The sequence below is a fragment of the Bartonella sp. CL71SXKL genome, assembly GCF_042194935.1.
Classification (GTDB): Bacteria; Pseudomonadota; Alphaproteobacteria; order Rhizobiales; family Rhizobiaceae; genus Bartonella.
Window position 1 is genome coordinate 23692 of sequence record NZ_JBHINI010000009.1, and the last position, 14179, is coordinate 37870.

Consider the following 14179-nt stretch of genomic DNA (forward strand, 5'->3'; position numbering starts at 1 on the left):
GAAAATGTGTGGTTAATTGAGAAATTAGCCTTTTTTGCCTTATTGTATGATGTTATGCAACGGGGATAAAGTTCGGAAGTTGGGAATGATTAGATCATTATTTATAATAATTTTATATATTGTTTTTTTATGTACTGCGAGAGCTGAAGAGCCCATTTTTATTGTGCCTCATCGAGCAATTTATGATTTTCATCTCGATAGTGTTTCTCATGAAATGACAATTTCTGCGATGTCAGGACGAATGGTTTACGAGCTTACTGGTTCGGCATGCCAAGGCTATAGCACACGTTTTCGTTTCATTAGCCGTGTTCACATTGAAGATATGCCAGTACGTTTGACGGATCAACAGACGACGAGTTATGAGACAGGAGACAGCCGTACATTTCGTTTTAATATCACAGATCAAGAGGGAGAAGAGGTTGTGCATCGTGCCGAGGGGGTTGCGGAGCGTACTCAAGATGGTATTACAGTTACCTTAAAAAAGCCAAAGGAAAAAGAGTATAAGCTTGCAATGGCTGAATTTCCAATAATGCAACTAAAAAATATTATCCGCCATGCAAAAGCAGGAGATCATTTTTACAATGTTACTGTATTTGATGGGACAAATAAAGCAGATAAAGTTATAAAAGAAAGTATCGTCATAGGGGAAAAGAAGACGCTTTTATCTGATAGCGAAACGGAAAAAGTAAGAAAATTGGATGAAGAAGAATATTGGCCTGTTACAATTTCTTATTTTGATGATGGAGAAAATAAAGATGGTTTGCCGGTTTATCGTAGCAGTTTTCTCTTACATGAGAATGGTGTCATGCGTGATCTTCATATAGATTATGGAACTTTTTCAGTGCGTGCAAAATTGAACAGTCTCGAATTCTTGGAACTTGGAAAAGATCTTAATCAATGTGAAAATGCAAATATTAAATGATTAAAGAAAATAACTTGAAAAAGAATCAAATATTAGTATGTTTGCGCTATTCCACACGCGGAGTCTGGGTGTTTGCAAATGATCTGTGAGAAAATTCTAGCAAGCATCCGCCGGTAGCAGGTCTTTCTGCTTTTTCCGCGGAGGTTGAACCGGAAAGGATAAGATTGATGGCACTACCCGATTTTACTATGCACCAGCTTTTAGAAGCCGGTGTGCATTTTGGTCACCAGACTCATCGCTGGAATCCCAAAATGACTCCCTATATTTATGGTCAGCGTAATAATATCCATATTATTGACCTTGCTCAGACCGTTCCACTTTTACACCAAGCGCTTAAACTTGTTTCAGATACTGTAGCGCGTGGTGGTCGTATTCTCTTTGTTGGTACGAAACGGCAAGCATCTGACATTATCGCAGATGCGGCGAATCGTTCCGCCCAGTATTACGTTAATGCACGTTGGCTTGGCGGCATGCTCACAAACTGGAAAACGATTTCCAATTCGATCCATCGTTTGCGGAAGCTTGATAAAATTCTTGCTGCTGAAGCGCAAGGCTTTACCAAAAAGGAACGTTTAAATCTTGAACGTGATCGTGAAAAGCTTAATCGTGCGCTTGGTGGTATTAAAGATATGGGTTCTGTTCCAGATCTTATCTTTGTTATCGATACGAATAAAGAAAATATTGCACTCCAAGAAGCAAAACGTTTAGGTATTCCAGTGATTGCTATTATTGATACCAATTGTGATCCCGATGACGTAACACATCCAATACCAGGTAATGACGATGCTTCACGTGCAATTTCTCTTTATTGCGATCTTTTTGCCCGTGCTGCTCTTGATGGTATTGCACGCCAGCAAGGAGCAATGGGTATCGATTTAGGAGCTCAAGTTGATGCACCTGTGGAGCCTATTTTGGAAGAAAATGCAGTTTCAGAAGTTTCTGAATAATATAAAACGCCTAATTAAGGTACTTTTATTGTCTAAAAAAGAAGTTATAGGCGTGCAGAGGGATTTTGCACGCTTTCACTGTTACAAAATAAAGAGGCAAATATGAGCATTACTGCTGCACAAGTAAAAGAACTTCGAGAACTATCTGGCGCTGGTATGATGGACTGTAAAGCCGCTCTAGCAGAGACCAATGGTGATATGGAAGCTGCTGTTGATTGGCTTCGTAAAAAAGGAATAGCTAAAGCAGATAAAAAGGCTGGTCGTACAGCAGCTGAGGGATTAATCGGAGTCGTATCAAAAGATTCACATGCAGTTTTGGTTGAGATTAATTCTGAAACAGATTTTGTTGCACGCAATGATGGATTCCAAGACATTGTGCGTAAAGTAGCAACTGCTGCCTTAGATACGCCAGGGGATGTTGAATCTGTTTCTGTTTCTCTTTATCCAGGCTCTGAGAAGACTGTAGAGCTTACGATTAAAGATGCAATTGGTACAATTGGCGAAAATATGACATTTCGTCGTTCCGCTAAATTGTCTGTTGAGAATGGTGTTGTTGCGACTTATATACACAATAGTGTGGCTGATGGGCTTGGAAAACTTGGTGTTTTGGTTGCGATTGAAACAACAGGAAATAAGGAAGCTGCTCTTGCTTTTGGTCGGCAGGTCGCGATGCATATTGCGGCAACCAATCCATTAGCACTTACAGCTCAAGATGTTGATGCTGCTGCTGTTGAGCGTGAAAAAGCAATTTTTTCAGATCAAGCACGTCAGTCTGGAAAACCTGAAAATATCATTGAAAAAATGGTAGAAGGACGTATGCGTAAGTTTTTTGAAGAGGTTGTTTTGCTTTCTCAAGCTTTTGTTATGAATCCTGATATAACTGTTGAGGCCGCTTTAAAGGATGCTGAGAAATCAATTGGTGCTCCAGCAAAAATTACAGGCTTTATTCGTTTTGCATTAGGTGAAGGTGTGGAAAAAGAGGAGTCTGATTTTGCTGCAGAGGTTGCTGCTGCTGTAAAAGGCTAGTTATTGCAAACTCTTGAACAGAGATTTAAAGTCATATCGTTGGTTGTAGAATCTCTGAGGGGAACAATGTAATTGTTGATAGGGCGTCACGTGAAAAAAGTGGTGCCCTTCGTGATGTCAAAAGCAAAAAGTAAATAGGCTTTTGGGGAGATTATTAATGGCATTAGCACTTCCGTATAAACGTATTCTTTTAAAGGCTTCTGGTGAAGCTCTTATGGGAGGGCAGAATTTTGGCATTGATGTTTCTGTTGTAGACCGTATTGCCGCTGATATTGCAGAAGTGCGCACAATGGGGATAGAAGTTGCGGTTGTTATCGGTGGGGGAAATATTTTTCGTGGCGTTGCTGTTGCTTCGCATGGTGGGGACCGAGTGACAGGTGATCATATGGGAATGCTTGCAACTGCTATTAACTCTTTAGCATTGCGAACATCTTTGACAAAATTAGGGGTTGAAACTGTTGTACTCTCTGCGATTGCTATGCCACAAATTTGTGAAAGTTTCTCGCAACGTAAAGCAATAGCTTATATGAATCAGGGAAAAGTTGTTATTTTTGCAGGTGGTACAGGAAATCCATTTTTTACCACTGATTCTGCTGCTACTTTACGTGCAGCAGAAATTGGTGCGGATGTCCTTCTTAAAGGAACACAAGTTGATGGTATTTATTCAGCAGATCCAAAAATAGACCCTACGGCTAAGCGTTTTGACCAATTAACACATGTTGAAGTTTTGCAATGGGGATTATCTGTTATGGATTCAACGGCGGTCACTTTAGCACGTGAGAACAATGTACCGATTATTGTGTATTCCATTCATGAAAAAGGCGGTTTGGCTAAGGTCTTGAATGGAACAGGACGCTTTACAATAGTATCGGAATAAGGGTAAGCTTCAAAGGACAATTGAAGGAGACAGAAATATGAATGTTACATCAATTATGGATGATCTGAAACGTCGCATGGATGGTGCCATTACGGCTTTTAAACATGAATTAGGTGGTTTGCGGACTGGACGTGCATCGGCCAGTTTATTAGAGCCGTTGACCGTTGAATCTTATGGTTCTGTTGTGCATATAAATCAGGTTGCTAATATTTCTGTTCCCGAACCTCGGATGCTTTCTGTTTCTGTATGGGATAAAACGATGGTCGGAGCTGTAGAGCGCGCTATTCGCGATTCTGGTCTTGGTTTAAATCCCATAACTGATGGTACGAATCTACGTATTCCTTTGCCTGAGTTGAATGAAGAGCGCCGTAAAGAACTTGTAAAAATTGCGCATCACTATGCAGAGCAAGCGCGTGTTGCTACACGTCATGTCCGTCGGGATGGTCTGGACAATTTGAAAAAGTTAGAAAAAGATGGTGAAATTGGACAAGATGAAGCCCATAGTTTGTCTGAAAAAGTTCAAAAACTCACAGATGAAACTATTACTGATATTGATAAAATTTTAGCCGTAAAAGAATCTGAAATTATGCACGTTTAAGACGGTTTTGTCGCTAGAAAAAGGATGTTATACTCCCAAGCCTGTAAATTGTTTCTAGGGATAATAGGAGGGGTGGTGTGTTCTGTGATAGCAAGGTGTGATGCAGGAAGGTATTCTATCATTTTGATATGGGAGAGACTGATTTGAAAGGGCAGATGTTTAAATTTTTTAATCTGCGTGGTAAATCATGCCCTTTGCTGGAAGACACTATTTAACAGCATAGTGTGGGCTTTTAGTTGAGTACGTCTTTGTTAAACTGCATAATGAAAGCATTATTAGAAATTATTCAAATATTCTAAGATGAAGGTTGGGGAAAGAATATTAAGCCTAACCTTTCTCTTATTTCTCATTATAAAACATGTGGGTATGATCGATCAAGCAGATGTTATGTGGCGTAATTCGTTTTTAAATGACGAATAGTTGATAGAAAAGTGTTTTTATACGAAACCTATATTAGTTAATTTGTATGGGGCAGAGGTAGCTGCTTTTTCATTTTATATTTGAGAAAATATTAAAAAAATATTTAGGATTAATCTTGACTGAGATTTTTGAAGCTGTTTTCATTGATTATTAGTCTCATAAGCGCTATCTTAGTAGACTGAATTATTTATGATAAATTATAAGAGAAATTATACAGGTATGAGATAAAAACACTGCGTAGGGGAATTTTTCTTGCGTTAATTTCAGGGCTTGTATTTTCTATTTTTATTGTTTGGATGTTGTTTTGTCTAATTTGGTTTATCGTATTCTGACAGCTTTTGTTTTTGGCGTTATTGCGTTGTATCTAACATGGTTGGGAGGAAACTTCTTTTTTTTATTTGTATGGTGTATTGGTGGTTTTGTTCTTTATGAGTGGATGAGTATTACTAAAGAGAAGTGGTGTGTTTTACAAAAAATATTAGCAAGTATCTTTTACTTGATCTTTGGCTTTTTTTTAGTGTTGAGTGTATCTGCTCCGTTGATTTTTTGTGTTTTAATCGTTTTGGCTGCGGTGTTGGCTATTATATCTATAAAAAAGAGTGGTTGGGTTTTTTGTGGTTTTTTATATGCATCTTTTCCTGTTGTTGCTTTATGCTTTCTACGGGATCATGAAATGTTGGGGTTCCAAGTTGTTATTTTCTTATTTACGATAGTGTGGGGAACAGATATTGGTGGTTATTTTATCGGACGTGCATTAGGGGGCCCTAAATTAGCACCACAATTTTCTCCTAATAAAACATGGTCAGGAGCACTTGGTGGTACATTTGTCGGAGTTTTCGGTGGTATATGGGTTGCTTTTGGATTTTTTGATATAAATTTAGCTAGTTTTTTTGTGCCACTCCTTACACTTGTTTTATCAATTGTTTCACAATTGAGTGATTTAGGGCAATCGTGGCTCAAAAGACGGTTTTCTGTTAAAGATTCTAGTTCTTTATTGCCTGGACATGGTGGTTTTATGGATCGTATAGATGGATTGGTAGGGGCAGCTTTTCTTCTTTATTTAATTGGTTCATTTATGTCTGATATGGATGCGCCTTTTAATCTTTTTAGTATGATCTAATTGGGAGAAGATCGTTTGGAACTTTTAAATCATATCGTCACTATGGGTGATTTTCTTTTAAGAAGTTTGAGTATTCTTTTCATCATTATGATTATCATTTTTGTGCACGAATTTGGGCATTATCTCATTGGTCGGTGGTGTGGTATTAAGGCGTTAATTTTTTCGCTTGGATTTGGACCAGAAATAGCGAGTTATACAGATAAGCATGGCACGAAGTGGCGTTTAGCACTTATCCCCTTAGGAGGTTATGTAAAATTTGTTGGGGATGAGGAAAAAATCGATACGGAATCATTCCAATCATCTCTGATTGTCGATGGTTCATTTGCTAGTGCGCATGCTTGGAAAAAAGCAGCAACTGTTTTTGCCGGTCCTTTCTTCAATGCCCTTTTTACTGTTGTTATTCTAACATTTTTTTTCTTTATCTATGGTCGTGTAGCCATTGAGCCCGTTGTTGGTTCTTTGGTAAAAGATAGCCCTGCTCTTCAATCCGGTTTGGAATTAGGTGATCGTTTTGTTGAAATGGATGGACGACGGGTTGAAAGCTTTGAAGATTTGATGAATTATGTAGCTTTTCACGGAAGAGAACCCATAGAGTTTAAAATAGAACGCATGGGGCGAGTCTTTACAACCATGATTACCCCGAAAGTCGTTGAGCGAGATGATGGATTTGGTAATCGAACACGAAGTGCTATGATAGGTGTAGGTGTTCCTGTTGATTTAAATAATCCAGCACATTTAGATCCAACTTATATAAAACATATTCGCTATGGTTTTGTAACAGCTGTAAGAGAAGCGTCAGATCGTACTGTGTTTATCGCCACTCAAACCGTTCTTTTTATGAGTCGTTTAATAGGAGGCAAAGAGGATCGTTGTCGGCTAAGTGGACCTTCTAAAACCGTTAAAATTGCTTGGAAAGTGAGCGAGACAGGTTTTATCTCTTTGTTGAATTTGGCAGCTTTTCTTTCAATAAGTGTTGGGCTTATTAACCTTTTTCCGATTCTACCGCTTGACGGTGGGCATCTTTTATTGCATGTCATTGAGGTCATTACTGGGAGAAAAATATCTGCCAAAATTCAGGGAATCGTTTTTCGTTTAGGTTTTTCCATTCTTCTCCTTTTTATGATCTTTGTCTTTTTTAATGATTATTTTTGTTGGTTTAGCTAATTAAATTATGGAAAACGCTTTATAAATTAAGTAATAATAGCAAAAACAAATTTAAGGTTGTTTACCATGTCTACAAAATGTTGTGGCGTTGTAGATTATAATGAGTAATTAAGGAATGAAAAGTCTCGCTGTAAAGCTGTAAAAAGGTTGTTATGGCAGTTAGCTTTTTAAGGCATCATGTCCAAGGAACGAGAGTAAGGTAAAAAAGCCAATGACTACGAATTCAAAGTTTTTAAATGCAGCATCTGTATTGGTGTTAAAGATGGGGATGATTGCCCCAGCAACGGTTTTTATGTCAATTGCTGCGGTCGGAGAAATACAAGCGTCTGTAGTCCGCTCTATTGAGGTTCGTGGGAATAAGTTTGTAAGTTCTCAGGCGATTCGAGACAATATGGGGATTAAGGTTGGGCAAGGTGTTTCCAGTGGTGATGTTGATAGTGCTGTGAAGAACCTTTTCGAATTGGGTTTATTTTATGATGTTAAAATAAATCCGGTGGGTGATAAATTGGTTGTATTCGTAAAAGAATATGAGGTTGTCAATCAAATATTGTTTCAAGGAAATAAATCTTTTAAAGACCCAGATCTTAAGCGGTTTATTTCTTTAAAACCGAATGAGCCTTTTAATTCTGCTAAGCTTTCTGCTGATATAAATACAATTCGTGAGGCTTATAAAACTCTTGGTCGTAATAATATCACTGTTAACGTTCAAACGATTAACCTTGGAAAAGGGCGGGTTAATGTGGTATTTAATGTCGTTGAAGGGAAAAAAACAAAGATTGGTGATATCACTTTTAAGGGCAATAGTGTCTTTGGAAGTCGCCGTTTGCGTGATGTGATTTCAACAAAAACTTCAGGAATTTTTTCGAAGTTGTTGGGAGGTGATGTTTACAGTGAAGAGCGCCTCGCTGTTGATGAAGAAGCTTTACGTCGCTTTTATTATAACCGTGGTTATGCAGATTTTCGTGTAGTCTCTTCTAAAGCAACTTTTGATGCAGCAAGCAATACGTATAAAATTTCTTTCGTTCTTGATGAGGGTGCGCTCTATAAAATTAGCGATATTCAGGTTGAAAGTGATGTTGATGGAATTGACGTTCAATCTGTGAAAAGGGTGCTTAAAACCCAGCCAGGTAATGTTTATAGTGCAGAAGATATTGAACAGTCTGTTGCAACTATTAATAACAAAGTTGCTGATTCGGGATATGCTTTTGCTAAAGTTGAACCGCGGGGAAATCGTAATTTAGCAAATCATACAATTTCAATTTTATATAATATTGAACAGGGTACACGTGCTTATATTCAACGTATTGATATACGTGGCAATGAGAAAACGCGTGATTACGTCATTCGCCGTGAGATTGATTTAAATGAAGGAGATGCTTACAATCAAACTTTACTACAGCGGGCGAAACGTCGTCTAGAAAGTTTAGGTTTCTTCAAAGCCGTTAATATTTCAATGGTTCCCACAGATCAATCTGACCAAGTTGTTTTGGTAATAGATGTCGTTGAAGCTTCAACAGGAGATCTCTCTCTTTCTGGAGGGTATACAACAGGGGGAACAAGTCCTGGTATGTCACTTGAAGTTTCTGTTACTGAACGTAATCTTGGGGGACGTGGTCAATATGTTCGTTTAGGATTAGGTGCGGGGCAAGAAAAATCTCGTAATTATAATTTATCATTTGTTGATCCTTATTTCTTAGGATATCGTTTATCTGCTGGCGTTGATGTTTTTCGTAGTACTTATCGTGCTGATAAAGCCTATGATGTACGGCAGACAGGTGGATCGTTGCGGTTTTCGTTACCTATTAATAATCAATTATCTGCTAATGTAGCTTATTCTTATGTGCAGGAAGAATATGATTTTGGCGGAGAGTATGATTTTGACAAAGAGGGTGACATAATAGAATTATATGGGAAATATTCTGGTGCGATTGTTCAAGCTGCAAAACACAGCCCTTGGAAACGTTCATCAATTAGTTATGGTTTCACCTATAATACGATTGATGATATGAGATCCCCCCATGATGGGTGGTACGTGCATCTGCTTCAGGAATATGCAGGGCTTGGTGGGAGTGCAAAGTTCTTGAAGACCACGGGTAAGGCGATGATGTACAAGACTCTTTCTGACCAGAAGGATATCGTTGGTTTGCTTTCCTTTGGGGGTGGTTATATCCATGAAGTAGGCAAAGAAGGTGTTCGTATTTTCGATATGTTTAAAGTAAATTCTGATATGATTCGAGGGTTCAAATATAATGGAATAGGTCCGCGCCAGGTTTCCAGTAAGGGTGAGGTTTATTTCTTGGGGGGAACGACATATATGAATGCGACTGCTGAAGTACAGTTTCCTATCCCTGTTGTGCCTGAAGGATTCGGGTTGCGCGGTGCTTTATTTGCGGATATTGCCACGCTTTATGGCAATAATTATAAAGCCGTTTTTCAGGGTGAACCGTCTGTTACCAATACCAAAAGTGCTTGGCGTTCATCTGCAGGTGTGAGTTTGATGTGGGATTCTCCGTTTGGTCCTTTGCGTTTTGATTATGCTTGGCCAATAACGAAGCAGGAAGGTGATCGTTTGCAACAATTGAATTTTGGTATTTCTACGAAGTTCTGATTTGAGCGATTTTAAGAAGGAAAAATTTGAAGAGAATAGCTTAAGCTGGGAGAGAAAGTGTTTTGATGGCGGATACATTTTTTTTTACGCCGTCCCGACGATTGACAGTTGCAAATGCTGCTGAGTTGACGGGTGCAAAGCTTCTTAATCCAGAGTTTTCTCATAAAGTTATCAATACTCTTTCTTCACTTGAGAGTGCTGTGGAAGGTTCGCTTGTTTTTGTAGAGCATCGGAAGTTTTCTGATGCTTTACTGGACAGTTCTGCTGTTGCTGTTTTGTGTACGAATGAGATTGTTTTTAAAGTTCCTGAAACTATGGCAATTTTGGTGACATCCACACCACAGCGTGACTTTGCTCAGATTGGTCGTATTTTGTTTCCAGATTCTGTCAAGCCAATGCCTTGGTTGGGGCAGAAGGGGATTTCATTACATGCGCATATTCATCCAACGGCTAAGTTGGCACATGATGTGTGTATTGAAGCTGGAGCTGTTATTGGTAAAAATGTTGAGATTGGTGCAGGAACTCTTATTTCATCCACAGCTGTTATCGGTGAAAATTGCCGTATTGGATGTGACTGCTATATTGCTCCTAAGGTAACAGTTCAGTGTTCTATAATAGGTGATAAGGTTCAGCTTTATCCTGGCGTTTGCATTGGACAAGATGGTTTTGGTTATGTTGGAGGCGGAGTTGGAATCGAGAAAATTCCACAGCTTGGTCGTGTTATTATTGAGGATGGTGTAGAAGTTGGTGCGAACACGACAATTGATCGTGGGACATTTCAAGATACTGTTATTGGTGAAGGAAGCAAGATTGATAATCTTGTACAAATTGCCCACAATGTAAAAATTGGACGCTATTGTCTTATTGCCGCTCAATGTGGCATTGCGGGAAGTACATCTATAGGGGATATGTCTCAGCTTGGCGGAAGTGTGGGAGTAGCTGATCACATCATAATAGGTAAATCTGTTCAGATTGCTGCTCGTAGTGGTGTTATGAATGACATTCCGGATGGCGAAAAATGGGGAGGTAGTCCAGCGCGACCATTTAAACAATGGTTTCGTGAAGTAGCGGCGTTGCGCAGTATGGGAAAAGTTAAAAAGGAGAAACGCTGATATGATCAGCAGTGAAAAAACTAAAAACTTAGAGGCTGTCGATATTGAAAAACTATTATCAATATTACCGCACCGTTATCCATTTTTATTGATTGATCGTATCGTTGATATTGATGGTGAACAAGAAGCGATTGGTATTAAAAATATAACGATTAATGAGCCACATTTTACGGGACATTTTCCCGCAAAGCCTGTTATGCCTGGAGTTTTGATTTTAGAAGCTATGGCACAAACGGCAGGAGCAATAGCACTTTTAAATTTAGGCAATAAGCAAACAAATTTAGTTTACCTTATGACGGTTGATAATGCGAAATTTCGTAAGCCGGTTATGCCTGGTGATCAGCTCAAGATTCATGTTCAGCTTTTGAAAAAAAGATCTGGTATGAGACGTTTTTCATGTGTTGCAAAAGTAGAAGATGTCCGCGTCGCTGAAGCAGAAATTGCTGCGATGATTGTCGAAGAAGAATAAACGATATTTGATGGGAATTTAAAAATGTCCGGTACGAAAATCCATCCAACTGCTCTTGTGGAGAAGGGAGCGCAGCTTGGTGAGAATGTACGCGTTGGACCATTTTGCCATATTAGTTCAGAGGCTGTTATTGGTGATGAATGTAGTTTGACAAGTCATGTTGTAATAATGGGAAAGACAACATTAGGAGCCAAGAGTAAAGTATTTTCTCATGCTGTTTTGGGGGCAGATCCGCAAAATAATAAACATAAAGGAGGAGCTACAACTCTTTTTATTGGTAAGAATTGTACGATTCGTGAAGGTGTAACAATGCATAGGGGTTCCGATTCGAGTGTAGGAATGACAGTTGTTGGTGATAATTGCCAATTTTTTTGTTATGCGCATATCGCTCACGATTGTTATGTAGGCAATCATGTAACATTTGCCAATAACGCAATGATTGCTGGTCATGTCACTGTTGGTGATTATGTGATTATTGGTGGTGGTGCTGCTGTTCATCAATTTGTTCGTGTTGGACATCATGCATTTATCGGCGGCGTATCTGCACTGGTTGGTGATCTGATACCTTATGGAACAGCTGTTGGTGTGCAGGCAAAACTTGCCGGCCTCAATATTATTGGCATGAAGCGTGCAGGACTTGAGCGTCAAGATATTCATGCACTCCGTCATGCGGTTGCCATGCTTTTTGATCATAGCAAACCATTTAAAGAGCGTGTTAGTGATGTTGCTTCTTTTTATTCTTCTTCTCAGTCTGTTTCTGAAGTTGTTAATTTTATTAAAGAAGAAGGAAAGCGTTTTTATTGTACACCAAAATTTGAAGGTGTTAGAATAAAAGAACATAAGGATTAAAAATGCCTATTTGGGGAGCCAGAAGTTTTCTTTCCGGCCGTACTGCTATTATAGCAGGAAATGGTGTTCTACCGATTACTGTTGCGCAGACTCTTGAGAAGAATGGAGAAAATCCTTTTCTTGTGCTTTTGCATGGTGAGGCAGATTCTGTTCTTTATCGCTATGAGCATTGCGAGCTATCAATTGTAGAGTTAGCGCGACTCGTTAAAATTTTAAAAGAGGCTGGTGTATATAATGTTGTTTTGGCAGGTGGTGTGAAAAAGCGTCCACTTCTTAAACAATTGCGACTGGACTGGACAACATTTTTAGCTCTTCCTAAGTTAATCGGAGCTTTGAAGAGGGGGGACGATGCGTTATTAAAAGCTTTTATACGGGTTATTGAAGCACACGGTTTTTGTGTTATCGGTGCTCACGAAATAGTCCCAGATCTTTTAGCTCCCATAGAATTTAATTTAACAGTACGGCGCGCTACTCCAAAAGAGAAAAAAGATATTTTTTTAGCAGTAGAAGCAGCAAAGCTTTTAGGTCAATTAGATATCGGGCAAGCCGTTGTCGTTGTCCAAGGAAGGGTGGTTGCTCTGGAGGGTGCTGAGGGAACTGATAATATGCTGTGGCGTGTTTGTGAAATGCGAGAAAGAGGGCAAATTCCCCTTAAAGGTGGCATTCTTGTAAAATGTGCAAAACCACAACAGGATAATCGCGTTGATTTGCCATCAATTGGGCCCGCGACAATAATAAATATTGCAAAGAGTGGTTTATCTGGTGTTGCGGTGGAGGCAAATAGAAGTCTAATATTATCGGTGAAAACAACAATAGAAAAAGCCAACAAATATTCTCTATTTATAGAGACATTTGAAAGGTTTGGTCATGAATAATTGTTTCTTAAAGATTGCTGTGGTTTCAGGTGAGGAATCTGGTGATTTACTTGGGGCCGATTTAATTACTTGTTTATCACAACAGATAGGATGCAATATTCATTTGATTGGTGTTGGGGGGAGGCATTTAAAGGCATTAGGTTTAAAAAGCTTTTTTGATTCCCATGATATTGCTTTAATAGGTTTAAAGGAAGTATTGAAAAAACTACCATTGTTGTTGCTACATATTCGCAATTTATCCAAATTTATTGCACAAGAACAACCTGATTGTTTAATTATTATTGATAGTCCTGATTTTACACATCGTATTGCAAAAAAGGTACGTGCTTTAGCGCCTTCTATTCCTATCATTAAATATATTGCACCAACCGTTTGGGCATGGAGGCCAGAGCGTGCAAAAGCTATGCGTGGATTTGTTGATCATGTTTTAGCGGTTTTTCCTTTTGAAGAAAAGATTATGCAAGATTTGGGAGGCCCTGCCACGACCTATGTTGGACATCGTCTTTTGACATATCCTCCCCTTTTGAGAGTTCAGTCAGAAAAAAAAAGCCAATTAGAACAAAGAAATTTGATCGATACACAAATATCATCGCCTACATTAGTTATTTTGCCAGGATCACGCAATTTAGAAATTCGTTCCTTAATGCCTATTTTTCGAGAAACAGTAGAGATTCTTGTACAACGTATTCCTCATTTACGTATTATTTTACCAACCTTACCTCATTTGGTAGATAGAATCCGTGATTTTGTGCAAGGCTGGAAAAGCAAGATAGAAATTGTCGTTGGTGAAGATGAAAAATGGCGTGCTTTTGCACAAGCAGATGTTGCTCTTGCGGCACATGGAACTGTTTCACTTGAATTAGCCTTAGCAAAAATTCCTATGGTTCTTTGCTATAAACTTGATCGTTTTTCTAAATTATTTATTTTTCCTAAAATGATGTTATGGAGTGCTGCTCTTCCAAATATTATTGCTGATAAGCCTATTGTTTCGGAATATTTGAATGAATTAATCCGTCCTGGTATGTTAGCAAGACAAGTAGAACAACTTTTGGCTAATCCTTTATTGCGACAGGCACAACTTGATGCCTTTGAGATGGTAGAACAGAAAATGAAAACTGAAGTACCATCAGGGGTTGTTGGCGCACAAACAATTATCGCTCTTTTAAAAAACAAGAATAAAATTGTATAAATA

Annotated in this window: 13 protein-coding genes; all 13 read left to right on the plus strand. The window is 38.7% G+C overall.

Annotated elements, in window-relative coordinates:
- Positions 1–85: 85 nt before the first annotated feature.
- Positions 86–922 carry a cell envelope integrity EipB family protein gene (locus ACFILA_RS06105; protein WP_273790664.1) on the plus strand — a complete coding sequence of 279 codons (837 nt, stop codon included), beginning with the start codon at positions 86–88 and terminating at the stop codon, positions 920–922.
- Between the two features lie 167 nt (positions 923–1089).
- A complete protein-coding gene (gene rpsB, locus ACFILA_RS06110) occupies positions 1090–1869 on the plus strand; it encodes a 30S ribosomal protein S2 (protein ID WP_273788135.1) in 780 nt (259 codons plus the stop codon).
- 102 nt (positions 1870–1971) lie between these two features.
- On the plus strand, positions 1972–2895 hold the full coding sequence (gene tsf / locus ACFILA_RS06115; protein WP_375630041.1) for a translation elongation factor Ts: 924 nt from the start codon (positions 1972–1974) through the stop codon (positions 2893–2895).
- Between the two features lie 157 nt (positions 2896–3052).
- Positions 3053–3772, plus strand: a complete 720-nt coding sequence (pyrH, locus tag ACFILA_RS06120) for a UMP kinase (RefSeq protein WP_273790666.1) — start codon at positions 3053–3055, stop codon at positions 3770–3772.
- Positions 3773–3809: 37 nt separating this feature from the next.
- A complete protein-coding gene (gene frr, locus ACFILA_RS06125; RefSeq protein ID WP_375660833.1) occupies positions 3810–4370 on the plus strand; it encodes a ribosome recycling factor in 561 nt (186 codons plus the stop codon).
- A 724-nt stretch (positions 4371–5094) separates the two neighbouring features.
- Positions 5095–5910, plus strand: coding sequence for a phosphatidate cytidylyltransferase (locus ACFILA_RS06130; protein ID WP_273790668.1), 816 nt, complete (start codon positions 5095–5097; stop codon positions 5908–5910).
- Positions 5911–5925: 15 nt separating this feature from the next.
- On the plus strand, positions 5926–7074 hold the full coding sequence (locus ACFILA_RS06135; protein ID WP_375660834.1) for an RIP metalloprotease: 1149 nt from the start codon (positions 5926–5928) through the stop codon (positions 7072–7074).
- Positions 7075–7285: 211 nt separating this feature from the next.
- Complete coding sequence (gene bamA / locus ACFILA_RS06140) at positions 7286–9682, plus strand: outer membrane protein assembly factor BamA (protein WP_273790670.1); 2397 nt, start codon at positions 7286–7288, stop codon at positions 9680–9682.
- 65 nt (positions 9683–9747) lie between these two features.
- Entirely contained in the window at positions 9748–10794 is a 1047-nt protein-coding gene (lpxD, locus tag ACFILA_RS06145; protein WP_273790671.1) for a UDP-3-O-(3-hydroxymyristoyl)glucosamine N-acyltransferase, read from the plus strand.
- 1 nt (position 10795) lies between these two features.
- On the plus strand, positions 10796–11263 hold the full coding sequence (gene fabZ / locus ACFILA_RS06150) for a 3-hydroxyacyl-ACP dehydratase FabZ (RefSeq protein WP_273790672.1): 468 nt from the start codon (positions 10796–10798) through the stop codon (positions 11261–11263).
- 24 nt (positions 11264–11287) lie between these two features.
- A complete protein-coding gene (gene lpxA / locus ACFILA_RS06155; protein WP_375660835.1) occupies positions 11288–12112 on the plus strand; it encodes an acyl-ACP--UDP-N-acetylglucosamine O-acyltransferase in 825 nt (274 codons plus the stop codon).
- 2 nt (positions 12113–12114) lie between these two features.
- On the plus strand, positions 12115–12987 hold the full coding sequence (locus ACFILA_RS06160) for an LpxI family protein (protein WP_273790674.1): 873 nt from the start codon (positions 12115–12117) through the stop codon (positions 12985–12987).
- A complete protein-coding gene (gene lpxB, locus ACFILA_RS06165) occupies positions 12980–14176 on the plus strand; it encodes a lipid-A-disaccharide synthase (RefSeq protein ID WP_273790675.1) in 1197 nt (398 codons plus the stop codon). The genes ACFILA_RS06160 and lpxB overlap by 8 nt, the downstream gene beginning before the upstream one ends.
- The last annotated feature ends 3 nt before the right edge of the window (positions 14177–14179 follow it).

Excerpts from the sequence above, each read along its gene's own strand:
- ACFILA_RS06105 (WP_273790664.1), top strand. The coding sequence starts at position 86 with ATGATTAGATCATTATTTATAATAATTTTATATATTGTTTTTTTATGT.
- rpsB (WP_273788135.1), top strand. The coding sequence starts at position 1,090 with ATGGCACTACCCGATTTTACTATGCACCAGCTTTTAGAAGCCGGTGTG.
- tsf (WP_375630041.1), top strand. The coding sequence starts at position 1,972 with ATGAGCATTACTGCTGCACAAGTAAAAGAACTTCGAGAACTATCTGGC.
- pyrH (WP_273790666.1), top strand. The coding sequence starts at position 3,053 with ATGGCATTAGCACTTCCGTATAAACGTATTCTTTTAAAGGCTTCTGGT.
- frr (WP_375660833.1), top strand. The coding sequence starts at position 3,810 with ATGAATGTTACATCAATTATGGATGATCTGAAACGTCGCATGGATGGT.
- bamA (WP_273790670.1), top strand. The coding sequence starts at position 7,286 with ATGACTACGAATTCAAAGTTTTTAAATGCAGCATCTGTATTGGTGTTA.
- lpxD (WP_273790671.1), top strand. The coding sequence starts at position 9,748 with ATGGCGGATACATTTTTTTTTACGCCGTCCCGACGATTGACAGTTGCA.
- fabZ (WP_273790672.1), top strand. The coding sequence starts at position 10,796 with ATGATCAGCAGTGAAAAAACTAAAAACTTAGAGGCTGTCGATATTGAA.
- lpxA (WP_375660835.1), top strand. The coding sequence starts at position 11,288 with ATGTCCGGTACGAAAATCCATCCAACTGCTCTTGTGGAGAAGGGAGCG.
- ACFILA_RS06160 (WP_273790674.1), top strand. The coding sequence starts at position 12,115 with ATGCCTATTTGGGGAGCCAGAAGTTTTCTTTCCGGCCGTACTGCTATT.
- lpxB (WP_273790675.1), top strand. The coding sequence starts at position 12,980 with ATGAATAATTGTTTCTTAAAGATTGCTGTGGTTTCAGGTGAGGAATCT.